Raw genomic sequence first — 21,607 nt, 5'->3', positions numbered from 1 at the left:
CGCTGCACCGATTGGCGTACCAGTCGCTGTACCGATTTCCGTACCGATTGCCCTAACCGTCACCGTGCCAATAGCCGTACCGATTTCCGTAACCGTCGCCGTTGCCGGACGCCGGCCCCAAGGCGGGGCCGCGCGCACGGCGGGCCCCGGGGCGGGGCGGGGCCGGGGCCGAGCGGCTGGTGGCCACCACGCACGGCCACGAGGCGGGCTGGGCCCAGCTGCCCGCCGCCCGGCAACTGCTGCGCCGGATCGGCGAGGAGACCGACACCCTCACCTATCTCGGCGAGTACACCCGCTCCCGGATCGCCGCCGCGCTCACCCCCGAGGCGGCCTCCCGCATGGTCCAGCTGCCGCCGGGTGTCGATGAGAAGACCTTCCACCCGGGTTCCGGCGGCGCCGAGATCCGCGCCCGCCTCGGCCTCACCGACCGGCCCGTCGTGGTCTGCGTCTCCCGGCTGGTCCCGCGCAAGGGCCAGGACACCCTGATCCTCGCCCTGCCCCGGATACTCGCCCACCAGCCCGACACGGCCCTGCTGATCGTGGGCGGCGGCCCCTACGCGAAGGACCTGCGCCGGCTCGCCCACGAGACCCGGGTCACCGACTCCGTGTTCTTCACGGGCCCCGTCCCCTGGTCCGCGCTGCCCGCGCACTACGGCGCCGGTGATGTCTTCGCCATGCCCTGCCGCACCCGCCGCGGCGGCCTCGACGTGGAGGGCCTGGGCATCGTCTATCTGGAAGCCTCCGCGACCGGACTCCCGGTCGTGGCCGGCGACTCCGGCGGCGCCCCCGACGCCGTACTCGACGGCGAGACCGGCTGGGTCGTCCACGGCGACTCCCCCGAGGACACGGCCGACCACATCCTCCCCCTCCTTGCCGACCCCCAGCTACGGAGAAGGATGGGCGAGCGGGGAAGACAGTGGGTGGAGGAGCGCTGGCGCTGGGACCTCCTGGCAGAACATTTGAGAGACCTGCTGTAGAAGGCTTTCAGGGGCGCGGGGAACTGCGCGAGCAACCACGAACTACCGGTGCTCGCCCATGAACCCCAGGTGGCACGTCAACAGGCGCCCTACTTGGCATAGATCGCTTCGATCTCGTCAGCGAAATCCTTGGCCACAACATTCCGCTTCAACTTCAGCGACGGAGTCAAATGCCCCGACTCCTCACTGAACTGAGACGCCAGCACCCGAAACTTCCGCACCGACTCCGCCTTGGACACCGCCGCGTTCCCGTCATCCACCGCACTCTGGATCGCCGCGAGCAGATCCGCGTCCCCGGCCAGGGACACCGCGGAAGAGCCGGCAGGCTTCCCGTGGTCGGCCGCCCAGCGGCCCAGGAACTCCTCGTCGAGGGTGATCAGCGCGCCCACGAAGGGCCGCCCGTCGCCGACCACCATGCACTCGGCGATCAGCGCGTGCGCCCGGATGCGGTCCTCGATCACGGCCGGGGCGACATTCTTGCCGCCCGCGGTGACGATGATCTCCTTCTTGCGGCCGGTGATCCGGAGGTAGCCGTCCTCGTCCAGGGTGCCGACGTCACCGCTGTGGAACCAGCCGTCGGCCAGCGCCTCGGCGGTCGCGGCCGGGTTGTTCCAGTACTCCTTGAACAGATGCTCGCCGTGCAGCAGCACCTCGCCGTCGTCCGCGATCCGCACCACCGAGCCCGGCAGCGGCTGCCCGACCGTGCCGATCTTCTGCCGGTCCCACGGGTTGAACGTGGTCGCCGCACAGGTCTCGGTCAGGCCGTAGCCCTCCAGGACCGTGAAGCCGATGCCGCGGAAGAAGTGCCCGAGCCGCTCGCCCAGCGGGGCGCCGCCGGAGATGGCGTACTCGCCCCGGCCGCCGAGCACCGCGCGCAGCTTGCCGTAGACCAGCTTGTCGAACACCTTGTGCTTGATCCGCAGGCCGAGCCTCGGGCCCGACGGGGTGTCCAGCGCCTTGCTGTACGCGATGGCGGTGTCCGCCGCCTTGTCGAAGATCTTGCCCTTGCCGTCGGCCTGCGCCTTGGCGCGGGCCGAGTTGTACACCTTCTCGAAGACGCGCGGGACGCCCAGGATCAGGGTCGGCCGGAAGCTGGCCAGCTCGTCGGTGAGGTGCTTGATGTCCGGGACCAGGCCCAGCTTGATCGGCGCCATCATGGGCGCGACCTGCACCAGCCGGCCGAAGACATGGGCCAGTGGCAGGAAGAGCAGCACACTGCACTCGCCGGTGCGGAACAGCGGACGCAGCCGCTCCACGGCGTTGCCGCACTCCGCGAAGAAGGCGCGGTGGGTGAGGACACAGCCCTTGGGGCGACCGGTGGTGCCGGAGGTGTAGACGATGGTCGCCGGGTCGTCCGCCTTGGCGAGCGAGCCGCGCTCCTCCACCGTCTCGTCGGAGACGTCCCGCCCGAGCCGCCCCAGCTCCTCGACGGCACCGGTCCCGGCACCGGTCCCGGCGGTGTCGCCCTCGATCTGCCAGACGTGCTTCAGCTCCGGCAGCCGGTCACGGATCGACTCCAGGTCGGCGCTGTGGGCCGCGGTCTCCACGATGCACGCGGTGACGCCCGAGTCCCCGAGGATCCACTGCACCTGCTCCGGCGAACTGGTCTCGTACACCGGTACGGTGACCCCGCCCGCGCTCCAGATCGCGAAGTCCAGCAGGGTCCACTCGTAGCGGGTGCGGGACATCAGGCCGACCCGGTCGCCCGGCTGCATCCCGGCCGCGATCAGGCCCTTGGCCGCCGTGCGGACCTCGGCGAGGAAGGCGGTGGCCGTCACGTCCTGCCAGACGCCGCCGGCCTTGCGGGCGATCACGGCGACATCGGGATGCTGCGCGGCGTTTCTGCGGACAATGTCGGTCAGATTGCCGTCCGCGGGGACCTCGTACAGAGCCGGAAGACTGAACTCGCGCAAGACTGCTGCTCCTCATAGGGCGCCGGCGCCACGAAGTTGTCGGCTGCGACGGTGCGGTCCAAGGTCCGGGCAGGTGCTCAGGGCGTTCACCGCCGAAAACCTGGGGTACGACTGGACGGCCCGGACGTTACCCGTCGGTATGGCGTCTTTGACAGGGGGTCCCGGCGAGATGTTCGCTGCGTCACACGGATTGGTGTTCCTGGGCGCACAGTAGTCCACCCCTTTCAGGACCGGCCAGTAACCGGGGTCCGGCCGGGGCGGACCAAGGCCTGGCCAAGGCTTGGCCAGGGCCTGATCGAGACCCGGGCCGGCCCCCGGCCGGGGTCCGCCCGGGGGTCGGCCAGGGTCTCACCAGCGGGCTGTCCGGCACTGTTCACTTCCGCCGCCGCCCGCCTACCCTTGATCGCCATGGCACCCGCATCCGCACCCTCGTCCGCATCCGTCGCCGGCCGCCGCCATCGTGTGCATGTGGTCAGCGATGTGCACGGCAACGCCCGGGACCTGGCCACCGCCGGGGCGGGCGCGGACGCCCTGATCTGCCTCGGTGACCTGGTTCTCTTCCTCGACTACGCCGACCACTCGCGCGGCATCTTCCCCGACCTGTTCGGCGCCGCGAACGCCCACCGGCTCGTCGAGCTGCGTACCGCCCGCCGCTTCGAGGAGGCGCGGGACTTCGGCGCCCGGCTCTGGTCGGGGATCGCCGGGGATCGGGCGACGGTCATCGAGACGGCGGTGCGCAAGCAGTACGCCGAGCTGTTCGCGGCGTTCCCGAGCCCGACGTACGCCACCTACGGCAATGTCGACATCCCGCATCTGTGGAAGGAGTACGCCGGGCCCGGCACCACCGTGCTCGACGGGGAGCGCGCCGAGATCGGCGGCTGGACCTTCGGCTTCGTCGGCGGCGGCCTGCGCACGCCCATGCGCACCCCGTACGAGGTCGGCGACGAGGAGTACGCGGCGAAGATCGAGGCGGTCGGCGAGGTCGACGTGCTGTGCACCCACATCCCACCCGAGGTGCCTGAACTGGTGTACGACACGGTCGCGCGGCGCTTCGAGCGGGGGAGCCGGGCGCTGCTCGACGCCATCCGGCGGACCCGGCCGCGCTACGCGCTGTTCGGGCATGTCCATCAGCCGCTGGTACGGCGGATGCGGATCGGGGCGACCGAGTGCGTGAACGTGGGGCACTTCGCGGGGGCGGGGCGGCCGTGGGCGCTGGAGTGGTGAGGACGGGGGCGGGGCAGGGCGGGCAGGGCGGTGCGCGTACCGCTGACGCGTGCGGGTGGAACGCCGTGGTGGGGGTTGACCGGGGGCCGTTGACCGCGCGGTAGCCTTCACGCTGCATCCGCACGCGCTCGTCCGCGTGCTGACCACCTGCTTACCGGCCGCATCGAAGGAGCCACGGCGATGGCGGAACACACCAGTTCGAGCATCACGATCGAGGCGGGGGCGGCCGAGGTCATGAAGGTGATCGCGGACTTCGCCCGCTACCCGGACTGGACCGGCGAGGTGAAGCAGGCCGAGGTGCTGGCGACCGACGCGCAGGGGCGGGCCGAGCAGGTCCGGCTGGTCATGGACGCCGGGGCGATCAAGGACGACCAGACGCTGGCGTACACCTGGACCGGCGTCCACGAGGTCTCCTGGACGCTGGTGAAGTCCCAGATGCTGCGCTCCCTGGACGGCTCGTACCTGCTCAAGCCCTCCGGGACGGCGACGGAGGTCACCTACCGGCTGACCGTGGACGTCAAGATCCCGATGCTCGGCATGATCAAGCGCAAGGCCGAGAAGGTCATCATCGACCGCGCCCTGGCGGGCCTGAAGAAGCGGGTGGAGTCGGGCACGGCGTAGCCACGCACCGGGCGCGGGCCCGTCGCGGCCGAGGGAGGCGGACGGAGTCCGAGGCAGGCCCAGCTGATGCCCCGCCGATCCGGCGAGGAGGGCCACGCGGGCTGATCGCAACGCCCTGAAGGCGAGACGGGTCATGCGCGGCGACCGCGACGCCCTGAAGGGGCGCGGGGAACTGCGCGACCAGCCACCCCCCACCCGCACCGCCCCACCGACCCTCCCCCCCATTCCCTGTCACCCCAACCGAGTGGAACGCATGCGCACGATCCTGTTCACCGGCCCCGGCGGCAGCGGACGCACCACCGTGGCCGCCGCCACCGCACTCGCCGCCGCCCGTGGCGGAGCCCGCACGCTGCTCCTCGGCACCGACCGCTCGGACACCCTCGGTGCCGTTCTCGGCACCCCCACCGGACCCGAACCGGTCCGGCTCGCCCCCGGACTCACCGCCTGGCGGCCCGATGCCACGGCCCGCTTCCGGGACGATCTCGCCGCCTTCCAGGAACGTGCCGCCACCGTCCTCGACCTGCTGGGCGCGGGCCGCCTGGACCCCGAGGAACTGACCCCGCTGCCCGGCGCCGAGGAACTCGCCGTACTGCGTGCCCTGCGTGACGCGGCCCTCGCCGAGGACGCCCATGACCTGGTCGTCGTCGATCTGCCGCCCACCGAATCGGCCCTCGCCCTGCTCGCCCTCCCCGCGGAGCTGCGCCGCTATCTGCGCCGGCTGCTGCCGCCCGAACGGCAGGCGGCGCGCGCCCTGCGCCCCGTCCTGGGCCGGCTGGCGGGCGTCCCGCTGCCCGCCGAGTGGCTGTACGACACCGCCGCCCGCTGGGACCGGGAGCTGGCCGCCGCCGAAGCCGTCGTCACCGACCCCGGCACCACCGTACGGATCGTCGCCGAACCCTCCCCGGCCGGCGCCGACGCCGTCCGCACCGCCGCCCTCGGCCTCGCCCTGCGCGCCCTCGCCCCCGAGGCCCTGATCGCCAACCGGATCCTCCCGCAGGACACCGAGGACCCCTGGCTCGCGGGCCCGGTCGCCCAGCAGCGCAAGATCCTGGAGCAGTGGCGGGAGACGTACGGGGGTGTCCTGCACGCCGTGCCGCACCTCGGCGGCGATCCGCGCGGCGCCGACGACCTCGCCGCCCTTCCGGTGCCCGGCCGCACTCCCCGCCCCGCCCCCGTCGAGTGGCCCGTGACCGACCATCTCGCCGACGACGGCGTGCTCGTCTGGCACATCCCGCTGCCCGGCACCACCCGCCACGACCTCGACCTGATACGGCGCGGCGACGAACTCGTCCTCGGCGCCGGACGGTTCCGGCGGATCGTTTCCCTCCCCTCCGCGCTGCGCCGCTGCACCGTCGCCGGCGCGAGCCTGCGCGAGGGCGAGCTACGTATCCGGTTCGCCCCGGACCCGGGTCTGTGGCCGGGAGCCCGGTAGCCTGCCGCCGGCTCGGCGAGATTCGGGGCCGGGGGAGTCTGCGGCCGGCTGCCCGGCTGCCCTCGGGCTTGCGGCTGGCTCCGCCGGAAGCGGTGGGCGCGGAGACGCCGTAGGGGTGCCTGTTCATCGCCGGAGCGCGGGTGGGTGGGGGCTGGTCGCGCAGTTCCCCGCGCCCCTTCACCGGCACGGCAGCCACCCCGCGTCACCAGCCACCGCCACCACGGCCCCAGCCCGGCGAAGTCTCCAGAGCCCGGTGGGGCCCCGGCCCGGTGTGGCCCCTGCCCGTAGCCCGGCGAAGTCTCCCCAGTCCGGTGGGGCCCTGGCCCGCAGCACGGCGAAGTCTCTTCGGTCCGTTGAAGACTCCGCTCCGCAGCCACGTGAAGCACCCAGGCCCGTTCGGGTAACGTCGTAAGGACGAAACGTAGTCAGGAGTCGCCATGAGCGAAGAGCGCCCACCGTCCGACGCCGCCTTCGAGCCGGCGGCCGACAAGGTCGCGCCGGTCTCCGACGCCGACGCCTGGGCGACCGCGTGCGCCGAGGACCTCGCGGCGGAGAAGGCCCGCCGCCGCGCCCAGCACGGCAGCCCTCCCGGTTCGGCCGCCGAGGAACTGCTCCGGCTCGTCGACACCGTCGCCGACAAGCTGTCCGGACTCGGGTCCCCGCTGCTCGGCCCGGTCGCCGGGACCGCCGCCCAGCAGGTGGTGCGCCAGGTCGTCCAGCAGGCCAAGTCCGTCGTGGAACCCGTCATCGAGCGCAACCCGGACGTCTTCGACCATCTCGCCGGCGCCGGTCAGGAACTGCTGGCCGCCTACCGCTCCGCGGTCCAGGCGCAGGAACAGCGCTGGACCACCCGCGCCGGCGACTTCGACGTACCGCGCGATCCACGTGACGACGACGACCCGCCGAGCGGTCCCAACGAGCGTATCGACCTGGACTGAGGCCCGTTGAGGCCCAGCGGCCTCGGGTACGGTTGGCCGTAGCGGGGCTCGACCGAACTGAGGGATTCATGGGACTCACCATCGGCGTCGACATCGGCGGCACCAAGATCGCGGCCGGAGTGGTGGACGAGGAAGGCAACATCCTCTCGACCCACAAGGTGCCGACTCCGGGCACGCCCGACGGCATCGTGGACGCCATCGCCGCCGCCGTGGACGGCGCACGCGCGGGACACGAGATCGTCGGCGTGGGCATCGGTGCCGCCGGCTATGTCAACCGCGAGCGCTCGACGGTGTACTTCGCCCCGAACATCGACTGGCGGGACGAACCGCTGAAGCAGAAGGTCGAGACCCGGGTCGGCCTCCCCGTCGTGGTGGAGAACGACGCCAACGCCGCAGCCTGGGGCGAGTACCGGTTCGGCGCGGGCAAGGGCCACCGCAACGTCATCTGCATCACCCTGGGCACCGGCCTCGGCGGCGGCATCATCATCGGCAACAAGCTGCGCCGGGGGCACTTCGGCGTGGCCGCCGAGTTCGGCCACATCCGGATGGTCCCGGACGGCCTGCTGTGCGGCTGCGGCTCGCAGGGCTGCTGGGAGCAGTACGCCTCCGGCCGCGCCCTCGTGCGGTACGCGAAGCAGCGCGCGGGCGCCACCCCCGAGAGCGCCGAGATCCTGCTGGGCCTCGGTGACGGCACCCCGGAGGGCATCGAGGGCAAGCACATCTCCATGGCCGCCCGCCAGGGCGACCCGGTCGCCGTCGACTCCTACCGTGAACTGGCCCGCTGGGCCGGCGCCGGCCTCGCCGACCTCGCCTCCCTCTTCGACCCGTCCGCCTTCATCGTCGGCGGCGGCCTCTCGGACGAGGGCGAACTGGTCCTCGACCCCATCCGCAAGTCGTACAAGCGCTGGCTGGTGGGCGCCGACTGGCGCCCCATGGCCGAGGTCATCGCCGCCCAACTGGGCAACGACGCGGGCCTGGTGGGCGCCGCGGACCTGGCAAGAGAGCCGGACCCGACCATGTAAGGCAGGCCGCCCGCAACGCCGTGAAAGGGGCGCGGGGAACTGCGCGACAAGCCACGAACAAGGCCCGCTCGCCCACGAACCCCGCGCCCCCCGAGCCTGCCCAGGCAGGACCGGAGACCGCAAACGCACGTCACCCGCATCGCCCCAGGGGCGCGGGGAACCGCGCGACCAGCCCCCACCACGGCAAGCCGCCCACGAACCCCGCGCCCCACCCCCCAAGGCGCCCCCACCCCCACCGGCCCCACGTAGATTGACCGCATGCCCACCCCCTTCCCCCCCGCCACGACGGAGTCGATCCGCGTCCTGAGCTACAACATCCGCTCACTCCGCGACGACCGGACCGCCCTCGCCCGCGTCATCAACGCCTGCGCCCCCGACCTGGTCCTCATCCAGGAAGCCCCCCGCTTCTTCCGCTGGCGCAAGAAGCTGTCCCGCCTCGCGGGCGCCACCGGCCTGGTCATCCTCTCCGGCGGCGCCCCCGCCGCGGGCCCGGCACTGCTGTGCTCCCTGCGCGCCACCGTCGACCGCACCGAGGACGTCCTCCTCCCCCTCACCCCCGGCCTGCACCGCCGCGGCCTCTCGACGGCGGTCGTCCGTTTCGGGACCTCCGCCCCCCTGGGCGTCGTGAGCTGTCACCTCAGCCTGGACAAGGAGGAGCGCTACGCGCAGAGCGGCATGGTCCTCGACCGCCTCGCCGCCCTGGGCGTGGAACACGCCATCGCGGGCGGCGACCTCAACGACCGCCCCACCGGTCCCGCCTTCCGCCGCCTCGCCGAAGCCCTCCAGGACTGCCGGACGGTCGCCCCCTGGGGCGGCGAGGACACCTGGGTCCGTACGGAACCGCACAGCCGTATCGACGCGATCTTCGCCACCAAGGGCATCGAGGTGCTTGCCTGTGGCGTCCCGCTCGGACTCCCCGGGGTCTCGGAGACAGACCTGAGGGCGGCCACGGACCACCTTCCGGTCCTGGCCGCCCTCAAAATCCCGTCCGCGTAAGGGCCCGGGTCAGACCACCGCACCCCGCCCCGGATCGTCCCCGTCCTCGTCGTCCGTCCGCATCCGCGCCACCAGCGTCGCGAAGCCGCCGAGGAAGCCGCCGATGCCCAGCGTCCCCAGCCACCACGTCATGTCCCAGCTCAGCAGCACCGCCAGCAGAAGCAGCAGCGGCCCGCCGATCACCGCGAGCCAAGCGAACTTCGCGGTGACATCGGCGGTGGGCAGCGGCGGCGGCTCCGGCGGTACGAAGTGCCCCTCCCCGTCATCGGAGTCGTCATCGTCGAAGTCGTCCTCGGACGGCTCGGCCACGCTGTAGTCGCGCGGCCCGCCCCCCACGCCCGGCGCGAAGGACACGGAGCTGCCCAGCGGCCGGGGGCCCTCCTCACGGGGCTCCCCGTCGCTCCGCGCGGCCTTGTCACCGCCGTCGCCGTTCTTCTCGCTCTCCAGGAGCGCCAGATCCTCGACCGACTTGAACGGCTTGGCGCCCGGCGGGTCCGGCGGCTCGCTCCCGTACCCGGCGACGATCGCCGCCCACGCGGCCTCCTCGTCGAAGGGCACATTCTGCTCATCCGGCTCGGGCCGCTCCCGGTCGCCCCGCTCGTCGCGGTCCTCACGGTCCTCGCGGTCGGAGTCGTGCTCAGCCACCTGCGCCCGTCCCTTCCTTCCCGAGGCCCTTCGCGGAGCCGCGGCCGGCGCCCCCGCTCAGTGCCTCACCGACACTCGGCGCGTACCGGCCGACAAAGGCGAGGCTCTCCTCGAAGATCCGGTCCGCGTCATGGTCCAACGTCGCCACGTGGTAGCTCTGTTCCAGCAGCACCTCGCGCACCTCCGTCGAGGAGACCCGGCCCAGGATGCGGGCCGAGTCCTCCGGCGGCACCACATGGTCCTGCGGACTGTGCAGCAGCAGCAACGGCTGGGTGACCTGCGGCAGCTCACCGTCGACCAGCTGGAAGAACCGGCGCAGCGAGTGGGCCGCGTGCAGCGGCACCCGCGCGTACCCGATCTCCACGGTGTCCGGCCTGGCGATGTCGCTGGCGATCCCCTTCGTCGTCCGCACGAGATGCCGGGCCACGGGAAGGGCGTACGCGCTCGGCCCGTGCACCTTGTTCGCCGGGTTGACCACCACCACGCCGGTCACCGCGTCGCCGTGCTTGGCGGCCAGCCGCAGGGCGAGGGCGCCGCCCATGGACAGACCGAACACGAACACCTGCGCGCACCGCTCGGTCAGGACCCGCAGCGCGCGGTCCACCTCCGCGTACCAGTCCTGCCAGCCGGTGAGCTGGAGGTCCTCCCAGCGGGTGCCGTGGCCGGGGAGCAGGGGCAGCGAGACCGTCAGGTCACGGGCGGCCAGATACTCCGCCCAGGGGCGCAGCGACTGTGGGGAACCGGTGAATCCGTGGCAGAGCAGGACGCCGACCTCACCGCCGTCATGGCGGTACGGCTCGGCTCCGGGGAGGACCGGCACCTCGGTCTCCTGTTCATCAGAAGGGGGGCGTCTCGAAGCGGGAAGCGGCGAGAAGCGGCGAGAAGCAGCGGGAACGACTCGGGTGTGATTCACCGTACGCGACCGCACTGACACCGACCAGGGTCGTCGGGTCCTTTGGCGGGCCTCCGGGTTAAGGTCTGACTGACATACACAGGAGGCACTCGGTTGTTGTACGGCGCGATGAAGGTTTCCGTCGGGGGTCCGCTGAAGCTCGTCTTCCGGCCCTGGGTGGAGGGCCTGGAGAACGTCCCCGCCGAGGGCCCCGCGATCCTCGCGAGCAATCACCTGTCCTTCTCCGACTCGTTCTTCCTGCCCGCGGTGCTGGACCGCAAGGTCACCTTCATCGCGAAGGCCGAGTACTTCACGACCCCGGGCGTCAAGGGCCGGCTCACCGCCGCGTTCTTCAAGGGCGTGGGGCAGCTCCCCGTCGACCGCTCCGGGGCGCGCGGCGCGGGCGAGGCCGCGATCAAGAGCGGCATAGAGGTGCTGGAGCGCGGTGAGCTGTTCGGCATCTACCCGGAGGGCACCCGCTCGCCCGACGGCCGCCTCTACCGTGGCAAGCCCGGCGGCCTCGCGCGCGTGGCGCTCGCCACCGGCGCCCCCGTGCTCCCGGTCGCGATGATCGACACGGAGAAGATCCAGCCGCCCGGCAAGGTCGTCCCGAAGCTGATGCGGCCCGGCATCCGCATCGGCAAGCCACTGGACTTCAGCCGCTACCAGGGCATGGAGCACGACCGCTTCGTCCTCCGCGCGGTGACCGACGAGGTCATGTACGAGATCATGAAGCTCTCCGGCCAGGAGTACGTCGACATCTACGCGACCGCCGCCAAACGGCAGATCGCGGACGCCGCCAAGGCCGAGAAGGAGGCGGCGAAGGAAGCCGCCAAGGAGGCGGCCAAGGCCGAGAGGGCGGAGAAGACGGAGAAGGCCAGGCAGGCCGAAGAAACCGGGCAGCCCGAGAAGCCCGACGAAGCCCGGACGGCCGCGAAGGACGAAGCCGGGCCGGCCGAGCGAGCCGACAGCGCCGAGACGAAGACCGAGACGGCTGACGAGACCGAGACGGCCGACGAGGCCGAGACGGCCGAGCAGATCGACAAGCCCGACAAGCCCGAAGCGGCGGCGCCGGTCGAGCCGGTGGCCAAGACCGCGCCACCCGAGCCCGGCGGCGACCCCGCCCCCTAGGCAGGCACACCACCGGCCCCGCACACGGCGCTCCGGGACCGGACACGACACACAGCGCCCGTACGGAACACGGCCCGGGGTGGGGGAGATGGCCAAGCGCGAGCGAGTCATGCGGATGTCGGTCGAACAGCCGCTGTGGCGTGCCCTGGCGGCCTACCGCGTGCTCACCCTCTTCTACGCCATCGGCCTCTTCGCCAGCTCCCACGACGAGTTCGCCCGCCCCTGGGTCGCCGTCGGCTACTTCGCCGTGCTCGCCGTGTGGACCTTCGCCACCCTGCCCCGCGTCGCGGGCGCGGCCAGCTGCACCAAGCGTTTCCTCGCCGCCGATCTGACGGTCGCGGTCACCGGCATCCTGCTCACCCGGGTCGCGGACTCCGCGGCGCGGGTCGACGCCGGCGGGCCCACCCTGCCGTCGATATGGACCGCCGGGGTCGCGCTGGCCTTCGCCATCAAGGGCGGCTGGCGCTGGGCCGCCCTCGCCTCCACCCCCATCGCCGTCGCCAACCTGATCCACCGCGGCGCCCCCGCCCGCGACACCGTCCACAACGTGATGCTGGTCTGGGTCGCCTCCATCGCCATCGGGTACGTCGTCGAGGTCGCCCGCGCCTCCGAGCGCACCCTCGCCCGCGCCCTGGAGATCGAGGCCGCCACCCGGGAGCGGGAGCGGCTCGCCCGGGACATCCACGACGGCGTGCTCCAGGTGCTGGCCATGGTGCAGCGGCGCGGCGCGGTCCTGGGCGGCGAGGCGGCCGAGCTGGGCCGGCTCGCGGGCGAGCAGGAGGTGGCGCTGCGCACCCTGGTCTCCGGCGGCCTGGTGCCCGTCTCCCGGGTCTCCGAGGACACCGCCGAGGGCGCGCTCGTACGGGCCGTGGAGGAGCCGGACGACGACCGCGGTCCCGTCGATCTGCGGGCGCTGCTCGCCCCGTACGCGAGCGCCCGGGTGAGTCTGGCGGAGCCCGGCGCCCCGGTGCCGCTGGTGCCCGCCGCCGCGCGGGAGCTGGCGGCGGCCGTCGGCGCGGCCCTGGACAATGTGCGCAGGCACGCCGGGTCCGAGGCCCGCGCCTGGATCCTGGTCGAGGACGAACCCGACGCGGTCGTCGTGACCGTACGGGACGACGGGCCCGGCATTCCCGAGGGGCGGCTCGCGCAGGCCGAGGGCGAGGGGCGGCTCGGGGTGGCCCAGTCGATCCGCGGCCGGCTGCGTGACCTGGGCGGCTCGGCGGAGCTGATCTCCACGCCGGGACAGGGCACGGAGGTCGAGCTGAAGGTACCCAAGGACCCCAAGGGCCTGAAGGACTTGAAGGCCGCGAAGGACGCGCAGAGGGCACGGGGAACGCGATGACGGCACAGGAGACGCGATGACGGCACGGGGGGAAGCGATGACGACGGTTCGGGGGAAGCGATGACGACGGTTCGGGGGATGCGATGAGCGGCGACGGCGAGCGGCGGGGGCCGATCCGGGTGATGGTGGTCGACGACCACCCGATGTGGCGCGACGCCGTCGCGCGGGATCTCACCGAGGCCGGGTTCGAGGTGGTCGCCACCGCGGGCGACGGCGAGCAGGCCGTGCGCCGCGCCAAGGCCGCCGTCCCGGACGTCCTGGTCCTGGACCTCAATCTGCCGGCCAAGCCGGGTGTCCAAGTGTGCAAAGAACTGGTCGGACACCGGCCCGCCCTGCGGGTGCTGGTGCTCTCCGCGAGCGGCGAGCACGCCGATGTCCTGGAGGCCGTGAAATCCGGCGCCACCGGCTATCTGCTGAAGTCGGCGTCCACCGAGGAACTGCTGGACGCGGTGCGCCGTACGGCCGTCGGCGACCCGGTGTTCACCCCCGGCCTCGCCGGACTGGTCCTCGGCGAGTACCGCCGCCTCGCCTCCGAACCGGCCCCCGGCCCCGGCGCCGGCGCCGGTGAGCCGGGCGCCCCGCGGCTCACCGACCGCGAGACCGAGGTACTGCGGCTGGTCGCCAAGGGCCTGAGCTACAAGCAGATCGCCGAACGCCTGGTCATCTCCCACCGCACGGTCCAGAACCACGTCCAGAACACCCTCGGCAAACTCCAGCTGCACAACCGCGTGGAGCTGGTCCGGTACGCCATAGAGCGCGGCCTCGACGACGAGTAGGCCGCCCGCCGCGACCCCAACCGCCCCCCACCGCCCCGGAAGTCTCCCTCCGAGCCCTGCCGAAGTGACCTGCATCACCCTTACCGTGCTTGCAGCGACACAGCGCACCGCACATATCGGCGCCGCACATCTCGGCACCGCAGGCATGGGCACAACAGGCGTCGGTTCGGCACATCGGTACGGCACACGGCAACCGCGGCGAAGGGACATTCCATGCCCGATTCCATGCGCGTCGGCGTACTGACCGGGGGCGGCGACTGCCCGGGGCTCAACGCCGTCATCCGGGGCATCGTCCGCAAGGGCGTGCAGGAGTACGGCTATGACTTCACCGGCTTCCGGGACGGCTGGCGAGGCCCCCTGGAGGGCGACGCCGTCCGGCTCGACATCCCGACGGTACGGGGCATCCTGCCCCGCGGCGGCACCATCCTGGGCTCCTCGCGCACCAACCCCCTCAAGCAGCGGGACGGCGTCCGCCGGATCAAGGAGAACCTCGACCGGATGGAGGTGGACGCCCTCATCGTGATCGGCGGCGAGGACACCCTCGGCGTCGCGGCGGAACTGACCGACACGCACGGCGTGCCCTGCGTCGGCGTCCCCAAGACCATCGACAACGACCTGTCCGCCACCGACTACACCTTCGGCTTCGACACGGCCGTGAACATCGCCACCGAGGCGATCGACCGGCTGCACACCACCGCCGAGTCCCATATGCGGGTCCTGGTGGTGGAGGTGATGGGCCGTCACGCAGGCTGGATCGCCCTGCACGCCGGACTCGCGGGCGGCGCCAATGTCATCCTCATCCCCGAACAGCGCTTCGACATCGACCAGGTCTGCGCCTGGGTGACGTCCCGGTTCCGGGCGTCGTACGCCCCCATAGTGGTCGTCGCCGAGGGCGCGAGCCCCAAGGACGGCGACATGGTCCTCAAGGACGGGTCGCTGGACTCCTTCGGGCACGTCCGGCTGTCCGGGGTCGGCGAATGGCTCGCCAAGCAGATCGAGAAGCGCACCGGCAAGGAGGCCCGTACCACCGTCCTCGGGCATGTCCAGCGCGGCGGCACGCCCAGTGCCTTCGACCGCTGGCTCGCCACCCGCTTCGGACTGCACGCCATCGACTGCGTCCGCGACGGCGCCTTCGGCTCGATGGTCGCGCTGCGCGGCACGGACATCGTGCGCGTGCCCATCGCCGACGCCACCGCCCGGCTCAAGACCGTCGACCCGGCGCTGTACAAGGAGGTCGGCGTGTTCTTCGGCTGACCGCCGGGGGCGGGACGGGCACCCAAGGACGCCCGGAAGGGCCGTGCGGCCCCTGCGCCGCTCGGCCCCGCGTCTTATATTCGGTCCATGGAGCTTCTCGCCTTCGGGGTCCAGGCCGATGAGCAGCCGCTGATCGAGCGGGCGTTCCGCGGCCACCACGACGTCCGCTGCCTGGACGTCTTCCTCAACGCGGACACCGCGCCCATCGCCCACGGCTACGAGATCATCTCCACCTCCGTCAACGCCGACCTCGGCCCGCGCGTCCTTGAGACCCTCGCGGCCGGCGGCACCCGGCTGATCGCCCAGCGCTCGACCGGCTTCAACAACATCGACCTCGACGTGGCCGAGCGGCTCGGCCTGACCATCGCCCGGGTGTCGTCCTACTCGCCGTACTCCGTGGCCGAGTTCGCCTGGACCCTCGCCATGGCCGTGAACCGGCGGATCGTGCGCGCCGCGACCCGTACCCGCGACTTCGACTTCCGGCTCGACGGACTGATGGGCCGTGACCTGCACGGCCGCACCGCAGGCGTCCTCGGCACCGGCAAGATCGGCGAGTGCTTCGCGCGGATCGCCCACGGCTTCGGCATGCGCCTGCTCGGCTGGGACATCGCCGAGAACCCGGCCTGCGCGGACCTCGGTATGAAGTACGTCCCCAAGGAGCGGCTCCTGGCCGAGTCCGACCTGGTCACCCTGCACGTCCCGCTGATGCCCGATACCCGCCATCTGATCGACGCCGACGCCCTCGCCGCCATGAAGGACGACGCGATCCTGGTGAACTCCAGCCGCGGCGGCCTGATCGACAGCGCGGCCCTGGTCACCCAGCTCCGCGCGGGCCGCTTCACCGGCGTCGGCCTCGACGTGTACGAGGCCGAGGCGGGCCTGTTCTTCCTCGACAAGTCCCTGGAACCGGTCGAGGACGACACTCTGGCCCGCCTGGTCACCTTCCCGAACGTCCTGGTCACCTCGCACCAGGCGTACTACACGGCCGACGCCGTCGGCCAGATCGTCGCCACCACGCTCACCAACGTCCTGGACTACCGGGCCGGCCGCCGCTCCGAGAACGTCCTGGTGCCCCGCAGCTGACCGATCAGCCCGGCGACCACCGCCGCCCCGTCCAGACTCAGCACCGACTCCGGATGGAACTGCACCCCCGCGAAGCCCGGCCCGCGCACGGCGTGCACCTCCCCGTTCGCCGCCCGGCTCACCTCGATGCCGTGCGCCGCCAGCTCCTCGGCCACCTCGTCGTCGCACCGCGCCACGAAGCTGTTGTAGAAGCCCACGGTCCGCGTCCGCCCGAACAGCTCGATCGCCGCCTGCGCCCCCTGGTACGGGACCTCCTTCCGTACGATGTCCAGCCCCAGCTCGGCCGCGATCAGCTCGTGCCCGAGGCAGACGCCGAGCACCCCGCCCCGGTGGCTGCGCACGGCCTCGGCGGTCAGGTCGCGCAGGAAGGCCATCTTGGGGTCGGCGAGATCGCGCGGGTCGCCGGGGCCGGGGCCGAGCACCAGCGGGCCGTCATGCGTGAGCGCCGCCTCCCTGAGCCCCGGCTCGTCGTACCGGCGGACGGTGACCGTCAGCCCCGAGGAGCGCAGGACGTGCGCGAGCATCGCGGTGAAGGTGTCCTCGCCGTCGACCACCAGGGCGTGTCCGTCCAGTGTGTCGCCGCGCTCCTGCATCCGCAGCCAGAAGGGTGCCAGTGAGGCCCGGCGTCCGTCGAGCGCCGCCCGCACCCGGGGGTCGTCGGACAGCGCCGGGCGCGTGGCGTCCGTACCCGGCCGGGACGGTCGTACCCCCAGCGCCGCCAGGACGCCCGCCGCCTTCGCGTGGGTCTCGGCGACCTCGCCCGCCGGGTCCGAGCCGCGCACCAGGGTGGCGCCCACCGGGACCCGCAGCCGGCCGTCCGCGCCGATGTCGGCGGTACGGATCAGGATGGGCGAGTCCAGGGTCTGCGCGCCCCCGGAGTCCCGGCCGAGCAGGGCCAGCGCGCCCGCGTAGTAGCCTCGCCCGCCGCTCTCGTGCCGCTCGATGACCCGGCAGGCGTTCTGCACGGGCGAGCCGGTGACGGTCGCCGCGAACATCGTCTCCCGCAGCACCTCCCGCACATCCAGCGAGGACTTCCCGCGCAACTCGTACTCGGTGTGCGCGAGATGGGCCATCTCCTTCAGCCGGGGCCCCACCACCACCCCGCCCATGTCGCCGACCGTGCACATCATCTTCAGTTCCTCGTCCACCACCATCGACAGCTCCTCGATCTCCTTGCCGTCGGCGAGGAAGGCGAGCAGGTGCTCGGGGGTGGGCCCCTCGGCGGGGTAGCGGTACGTCCCGCTGATCGGGTTCATGACGACCGTGCCGCCCGACATCCGCACATGCACCTCGGGACTGGCCCCGACCAGCGTCCGCTCCCCGGTGTGCACGACAAAGGTCCAGTACGCGCCCCGCTCGCCCTCCAGCAGCCGCCGGAACAGGGCGAGGGCGTCGGCCCGCCCGAACCCCGGGATCCGCCCCTCGTACGTCCGCCGGATCACGAAGTTCGCGCCCTCGCCGCCGCCGATCTCCTCGTCCAGCACCCGCCCGACGATCTCCGCGTACTCCTCGTCACCGACGTCGAAGCCACCGCCCTCGACCCGCACGTCATGCCCGGGGAGCTGGGCGAGGGCCCGCGCGAGGGGCAGGGTGTGCGTCTCCTCGGGGGTGAGGGCCAGCAGGGGGGTGCCGTCGTCGCGGACGTCGAAGCCGCGCTCCCGGATCTGCCGGTAGGGGACGAGGGCCAGCCCCTGGCCGGGGAGGTCGGCGAGCCGCTCGTACGCCGTCACCGGGCCGAGCAGCAGCTCCACGGTGTCGTGGTCGTGCCCCGGGGTGCGGCGGCGCAGCAGGGCGAACGGGCGGGGGTCGGTGAGCAGGGCGGTGAGGTCCACGGTGGGCTCCATCTCTGTGGGATCCGGGAGATCTCTTCGGGATCTGCGATCTGCGATCTGCGATCGGGGAGATCGGTGAGGGAGGAGCGGCCGGGCCTCGGAAACACCGAAGGCCGCCCCTCGGGGCGGCCTTCGCGAGTCTGGGTACGCGCAGTCAGTGGGCCGCCGGATGAGCGGTCCACCACCAGGTCTGGTGCGAGGTCTGATGCGAGTGCGCGAACATGCCGGGCACCTTACCCCATGGCCGTCCGTCCACCGTGCGTGTCCGGTGTCTCACTTCCTGGGCATGGACCGGACACGGGGAATGGACACCGTAGGGTTGTGTCGTGACCGTGAACGCTGATTCCCAAGCCGTCGCCGCTCAGGCGAGCTGGCGTGACCTGCCCGCGGCGCAGCAGCCCGAATACCCCGACCCCGAGGCTCTGCGCGCTGTCGTTGCGGACCTTGAGTCGTATCCGCCGCTCGTCTTCGCGGGCGAGTGCGACCAGCTGCGCGCCCGTCTGGCGGCCGTCGCCAAGGGGGAGGCGTTTCTCCTTCAGGGCGGCGACTGCGCGGAGGCCTTCGATGCCGTCGGGGCCGAGCAGATCCGGGCCAAGCTGAAGACGCTGCTCCAGATGGGCGCGGTGCTGACGTACGCCGCCTCCGTGCCGGTGGTGAAGGTCGGCCGGATCGCGGGCCAGTACTCCAAGCCGCGCTCCAAGCCGGTCGAGACCCGCGACGGCGTGACGCTCCCGACGTACCGGGGCGACTCCGTCAACGGCTTCGCCTTCACCGAGGCGGCCCGGATCCCGGACCCGGAGCGCCTCAAGCGCATGTACCACGCGTCGGCGTCGACGCTGAACCTGGTGCGCGCGTTCACCACCGGCGGCTACGCGGACCTGCGCCAGGTGCACGCCTGGAACCAGGACTTCGTCCGCTCCTCGCCGTCCGGCCAGCGCTACGAGCAGCTCGCCCGCGAGATCGACAACGCGCTCAACTTCATGCACGCCTGCGGGGCCGACCCGGAGGAGTTCAAGACGGTCGAGTTCTACGCCTCGCACGAGGCGCTGCTGCTCGACTACGAGTCCGCGCTGACCCGCGTCGACTCGCGCACCGGGCACCTGTACGACGTCTCCGGGCACATGGTGTGGATCGGTGAGCGCACCCGGCAGCTGGACCACGCGCACATCGAGTTCGCGTCGAAGATCCGCAACCCGATCGGCGTCAAGCTGGGCCCGACCACCACGGCCGAGGACGCGCTCCAGTACATCGAGCGGCTCGACCCCGACCGTGAGCCGGGCCGGCTGACCTTCATCGTCCGGATGGGCGCCGACAAGATCCGCGACAAGTTCCCCGAGCTGCTGGAGAAGGTCACGGCGTCCGGCGCCACGGTGGTGTGGGTGACCGACCCGATGCACGGCAACACCTTCGAGGCGGCCTCCGGCCACAAGACCCGCCGCTTCGACGACGTGCTCGACGAGGTCAAGGGCTTCTTCGAGGTCCACAAGGCGCTGGGCACCCACCCGGGCGGCATCCATGTCGAGCTGACCGGCGACGATGTCACCGAGTGCGTGGGCGGCGGCGACGAGATCTTCGTCGACGATCTCCACCAGCGCTACGAGACGGCCTGCGACCCCCGGCTCAATCGCAGCCAGTCGCTGGACCTGGCGTTCCTGGTGGCGGAGATGTACCGCGACCAGTAGGGGTTTCGCCGGGCGACCGGTGATGACATGGGCCGACATGCGCTGACAGCCGACATGCACTGACATGGGGCGACGTGAGATGCCATGGGGCGCGGATCGATGTGATCCGCGCCCCATGGCACTTTTCGGTCGGCTGAACGACGGGTAAGGTTAGGTTTGCCTCACCGATCATCGGGACGGCGTTTCTTGTCGATCCCCGGCGGGAGGTGGACCGCGTGTACGTCTGTAGTTGCTTCGGCATCACCGAGCAGCAGGTGAAGCAGCATGCGGCGGACGGCGCCTGCACTCCTCGCCAGATCGCCTCGGCCAGCAAGGCGGGCACCGACTGCGGTTCGTGCGTACGGCGGATCCAGGCGCTGCTCGGCCGGGGCGCGTGCCCGCGCCGGGAGCTGGCCGACCAGGGGATGCCGGTGCTGTCGAAGCCGGACCTGCCCGGCCTCGAAGAGGCCGCGTAGCCGTCGCCGGGCCGACTCCGCCCGACTGATTCCGCCCAACTGATTCCGTCCGGCTGATTCCGTCCGGCTTTTCCTCGACCGCTAGCTCGTCTCGGGCTGCTCGATGATCTGCGAGATGTAGAGCGCTTCCCCGAGCTTCTCCACCAGTTCGAGCTGGGTGTCGAGATAGTCGATGTGGTGCTCCTCGTCCTTCAGGATGGCCTCGAAGATCTTCGCGGAGGTGATGTCCGCCTTGGCCCGCATCACCTCGATCCCGCGCTTGAGCCGGTCGATCGCCTCGATCTCGACCTGCCGGTCCGCCTGGAACATCTCCGTCACGGTCTGGCCCACCCGCACATGGAACAGCCGCTGATAGTTGGGCAGCCCCTCCAGGAACAGGATCCGGTCGGTGAGCGTCTCGGCGTGCCGCATCTCGTCGAACGACTCGTGCCGGGTGTACTTCGCGAGCTTGTACCAGCCGAAGTTCTCCTGCATCTTCGCGTGCAGGAAGTACTGGTTGATCGCGGTCAGCTCACCGGTCAGCTGCTCGTTGAGGAATTCGATGACCTCGGGGTCGCCCTGCATCGCAGAGGCTCCTTCCGTCTGGAGGACTGGGAGGGTGCGGCGGAATAATGTCACCGGCGCCGAAGATCGTCCAGTAAGTGCGTGCTTAGTAAGTAAGGGCATGCTTAGTGGGAATTGCCCGTTTCTGGATGGGCCTGGTCAGGTGCAGTGCCCCGGGTCTGTCAGGATGGAAGGCATGGGTCAGCCGGTGGAACGCGAATCAGCAGAAGCGAGGGATTCCGCGCTTCCACCAGGTCAGCGGATCCAGCGTGGCTGGCCGGTCACCCACTACGGGCCGGTGCCCAAGTTCCGTCCCGAGCGCTGGGAGTTCCGGGTCTTCGGCGCCACCGCCGACGGCGAGAAGCGCTGCTGGAACCACGCGGAGTTCACGGCTCTCCCGTACACCACCGTCGTGGCCGATCTGCACTGTGTGACGAAGTTCAGCATGCTCGGCGCCGAGTGGGGCGGCATCCTCACCCGGACCATCCTGGAGCTTGTGCCGCCCGCGGAGGATGTCACCCATGTGATGGTATGGGCGGAGTACGGCTACAGCTCCAATCTGCGGCTGAGCGACTTCCACGCCGAGCGCACGATGTTCGCCACCCACAAGGACGGCGAGCTGCTCACCGCCGAGCACGGCTTCCCCCTGCGGCTGGTGGTGCCGCATCTGTACGCCTGGAAGGGGCCCAAGTGGGTCCGGGGCGTCGAGTACATGACCGCCGACCGCCGCGGCTTCTGGGAGGAGCGCGGCTACCACAACATCGGCGATCCCTGGAAGGAACAGCGGTACTCCTACCAGGAACAGCTCGGGGAAGGGCCCGAGCTGTAAGGGTCGGTAGGGGTATTCGG

The 21,607-nt window shown here is 71.6% G+C and carries 18 protein-coding genes and 2 pseudogenes; 15 read left to right on the top strand and 5 right to left on the bottom strand.

What is annotated here, in order from left to right:
* Positions 1–152: 152 nt before the first annotated feature.
* A pseudogene (locus ACFXAZ_RS29680) lies at positions 153–977 on the top strand (glycosyltransferase family 4 protein); the annotation flags it as partial.
* Positions 978–1,066: 89 nt separating this feature from the next.
* On the opposite strand, the gene ACFXAZ_RS29675 reads toward ACFXAZ_RS29680, so the two are convergent.
* Positions 1,067–2,890, bottom strand: coding sequence for an AMP-dependent synthetase/ligase (locus tag ACFXAZ_RS29675; RefSeq protein ID WP_384597423.1), 1,824 nt, complete (start codon positions 2,888–2,890; stop codon positions 1,067–1,069).
* Positions 2,891–3,298: 408 nt separating this feature from the next.
* On the opposite strand from ACFXAZ_RS29675, the gene ACFXAZ_RS29670 reads away from it, so the two are divergent.
* The 6 genes from ACFXAZ_RS29670 (at position 3,299) to ACFXAZ_RS29645 (ending at position 9,123) form a co-directional block, all read left to right on the top strand.
* A complete protein-coding gene (locus tag ACFXAZ_RS29670; protein WP_384597421.1) occupies positions 3,299–4,114 on the top strand; it encodes a metallophosphoesterase in 816 nt (271 codons plus the stop codon).
* Positions 4,115–4,294: 180 nt separating this feature from the next.
* Positions 4,295–4,735, top strand: a complete 441-nt coding sequence (locus tag ACFXAZ_RS29665; RefSeq protein ID WP_384597419.1) for an SRPBCC family protein — start codon at positions 4,295–4,297, stop codon at positions 4,733–4,735.
* Between the two features lie 253 nt (positions 4,736–4,988).
* Positions 4,989–6,167, top strand: coding sequence for an ArsA family ATPase (locus ACFXAZ_RS29660; protein WP_384597417.1), 1,179 nt, complete (start codon positions 4,989–4,991; stop codon positions 6,165–6,167).
* A gap of 437 nt (positions 6,168–6,604) precedes the next feature.
* Complete coding sequence (locus tag ACFXAZ_RS29655) at positions 6,605–7,105, top strand: DUF5304 domain-containing protein (RefSeq protein ID WP_384597415.1); 501 nt, start codon at positions 6,605–6,607, stop codon at positions 7,103–7,105.
* Positions 7,106–7,173: 68 nt separating this feature from the next.
* A complete protein-coding gene (locus ACFXAZ_RS29650) occupies positions 7,174–8,127 on the top strand; it encodes an ROK family glucokinase (protein WP_384597413.1) in 954 nt (317 codons plus the stop codon).
* Positions 8,128–8,385: 258 nt separating this feature from the next.
* Positions 8,386–9,123, top strand: a complete 738-nt coding sequence (locus tag ACFXAZ_RS29645) for an endonuclease/exonuclease/phosphatase family protein (protein WP_384597411.1) — start codon at positions 8,386–8,388, stop codon at positions 9,121–9,123.
* Between the two features lie 9 nt (positions 9,124–9,132).
* Here the strand turns inward: ACFXAZ_RS29645 and ACFXAZ_RS29640 are convergent, their stop codons facing one another.
* A complete protein-coding gene (locus tag ACFXAZ_RS29640) occupies positions 9,133–9,768 on the bottom strand; it encodes a hypothetical protein (RefSeq protein ID WP_384597409.1) in 636 nt (211 codons plus the stop codon).
* A complete protein-coding gene (locus ACFXAZ_RS29635) occupies positions 9,761–10,588 on the bottom strand; it encodes an alpha/beta hydrolase (RefSeq protein WP_384597407.1) in 828 nt (275 codons plus the stop codon). The genes ACFXAZ_RS29640 and ACFXAZ_RS29635 overlap by 8 nt, the downstream gene beginning before the upstream one ends.
* A gap of 201 nt (positions 10,589–10,789) precedes the next feature.
* Between ACFXAZ_RS29635 and ACFXAZ_RS29630 the strand changes: the two are divergent.
* The 5 genes and pseudogenes from ACFXAZ_RS29630 to ACFXAZ_RS29610 all read left to right on the top strand — a co-directional run.
* Positions 10,790–11,590 (top strand): annotated as a pseudogene (locus ACFXAZ_RS29630) (lysophospholipid acyltransferase family protein); the annotation flags it as partial.
* Positions 11,591–11,879: 289 nt separating this feature from the next.
* Positions 11,880–13,133, top strand: a complete 1,254-nt coding sequence (gene macS, locus ACFXAZ_RS29625) for a MacS family sensor histidine kinase (protein ID WP_384597404.1) — start codon at positions 11,880–11,882, stop codon at positions 13,131–13,133.
* 83 nt (positions 13,134–13,216) lie between these two features.
* Positions 13,217–13,909: a response regulator gene (locus ACFXAZ_RS29620; RefSeq protein WP_384597402.1), complete on the top strand. Its 693-nt coding sequence runs from the start codon at positions 13,217–13,219 to the stop codon at positions 13,907–13,909.
* A 225-nt stretch (positions 13,910–14,134) separates the two neighbouring features.
* Entirely contained in the window at positions 14,135–15,163 is a 1,029-nt protein-coding gene (locus tag ACFXAZ_RS29615) for a 6-phosphofructokinase (RefSeq protein ID WP_384597427.1), read from the top strand.
* Positions 15,164–15,250: 87 nt separating this feature from the next.
* The gene (locus ACFXAZ_RS29610; protein ID WP_384597400.1) at positions 15,251–16,246 is read left to right on the top strand and encodes a 2-hydroxyacid dehydrogenase; all 996 of its coding nucleotides are present in this window, start codon (positions 15,251–15,253) and stop codon (positions 16,244–16,246) included.
* Here ACFXAZ_RS29610 and ACFXAZ_RS29605 read toward each other — a convergent pair.
* Positions 16,198–18,078: an anthranilate synthase family protein gene (locus tag ACFXAZ_RS29605; protein WP_384597398.1), complete on the bottom strand. Its 1,881-nt coding sequence runs from the start codon at positions 18,076–18,078 to the stop codon at positions 16,198–16,200. The two genes, ACFXAZ_RS29610 and ACFXAZ_RS29605, sit on opposite strands and share 49 nt — an antisense overlap.
* 326 nt (positions 18,079–18,404) lie before the next feature.
* Here ACFXAZ_RS29605 and ACFXAZ_RS29600 point away from each other — a divergent pair, with 326 nt between their 5' ends.
* Together ACFXAZ_RS29600 and ACFXAZ_RS29595 are read left to right on the top strand one after the other, a co-directional pair.
* Positions 18,405–19,760 (top strand): class II 3-deoxy-7-phosphoheptulonate synthase, encoded by a 1,356-nt coding sequence (locus ACFXAZ_RS29600; RefSeq protein WP_384597396.1) that lies wholly within the window; start codon positions 18,405–18,407, stop codon positions 19,758–19,760.
* Between the two features lie 206 nt (positions 19,761–19,966).
* The gene (locus ACFXAZ_RS29595; RefSeq protein ID WP_384597394.1) at positions 19,967–20,215 is read left to right on the top strand and encodes a bacterioferritin-associated ferredoxin; all 249 of its coding nucleotides are present in this window, start codon (positions 19,967–19,969) and stop codon (positions 20,213–20,215) included.
* 81 nt (positions 20,216–20,296) lie between these two features.
* On the opposite strand, the gene bfr is transcribed toward ACFXAZ_RS29595, so the two are convergent.
* Positions 20,297–20,779 carry a bacterioferritin gene (gene bfr, locus ACFXAZ_RS29590; protein ID WP_384597392.1) on the bottom strand — a complete coding sequence of 161 codons (483 nt, stop codon included), beginning with the start codon at positions 20,777–20,779 and terminating at the stop codon, positions 20,297–20,299.
* 175 nt (positions 20,780–20,954) lie between these two features.
* Between bfr and ACFXAZ_RS29585 the strand changes: the two genes are divergently transcribed.
* Positions 20,955–21,587: a sulfite oxidase-like oxidoreductase gene (locus ACFXAZ_RS29585; protein WP_384597390.1), complete on the top strand. Its 633-nt coding sequence runs from the start codon at positions 20,955–20,957 to the stop codon at positions 21,585–21,587.
* Positions 21,588–21,607: the final 20 nt, after the last annotated feature.

The sequence above is a fragment of the Streptomyces sp. NPDC059477 genome (genome assembly GCF_042749375.1).
GTDB lineage: Bacteria > Actinomycetota > Actinomycetes > Streptomycetales > Streptomycetaceae > Streptomyces.
This window is presented reverse-complemented; position numbering and strand designations above follow the sequence as displayed.

Coding starts and splice junctions, on each gene's coding strand:
- macS (WP_384597404.1), top strand. CDS start 11,880: ATGGCCAAGCGCGAGCGAGTCATGCGGATGTCGGTCGAACAGCCGCTG.
- ACFXAZ_RS29660 (WP_384597417.1), top strand. CDS start 4,989: ATGCGCACGATCCTGTTCACCGGCCCCGGCGGCAGCGGACGCACCACC.
- ACFXAZ_RS29610 (WP_384597400.1), top strand. CDS start 15,251: ATGGAGCTTCTCGCCTTCGGGGTCCAGGCCGATGAGCAGCCGCTGATC.
- ACFXAZ_RS29665 (WP_384597419.1), top strand. CDS start 4,295: ATGGCGGAACACACCAGTTCGAGCATCACGATCGAGGCGGGGGCGGCC.
- ACFXAZ_RS29585 (WP_384597390.1), top strand. CDS start 20,955: ATGGGTCAGCCGGTGGAACGCGAATCAGCAGAAGCGAGGGATTCCGCG.
- ACFXAZ_RS29645 (WP_384597411.1), top strand. CDS start 8,386: ATGCCCACCCCCTTCCCCCCCGCCACGACGGAGTCGATCCGCGTCCTG.
- ACFXAZ_RS29655 (WP_384597415.1), top strand. CDS start 6,605: ATGAGCGAAGAGCGCCCACCGTCCGACGCCGCCTTCGAGCCGGCGGCC.
- ACFXAZ_RS29620 (WP_384597402.1), top strand. CDS start 13,217: ATGAGCGGCGACGGCGAGCGGCGGGGGCCGATCCGGGTGATGGTGGTC.
- bfr (WP_384597392.1), bottom strand. CDS start 20,779: ATGCAGGGCGACCCCGAGGTCATCGAATTCCTCAACGAGCAGCTGACC.
- ACFXAZ_RS29615 (WP_384597427.1), top strand. CDS start 14,135: ATGCGCGTCGGCGTACTGACCGGGGGCGGCGACTGCCCGGGGCTCAAC.
- ACFXAZ_RS29670 (WP_384597421.1), top strand. CDS start 3,299: ATGGCACCCGCATCCGCACCCTCGTCCGCATCCGTCGCCGGCCGCCGC.
- ACFXAZ_RS29650 (WP_384597413.1), top strand. CDS start 7,174: ATGGGACTCACCATCGGCGTCGACATCGGCGGCACCAAGATCGCGGCC.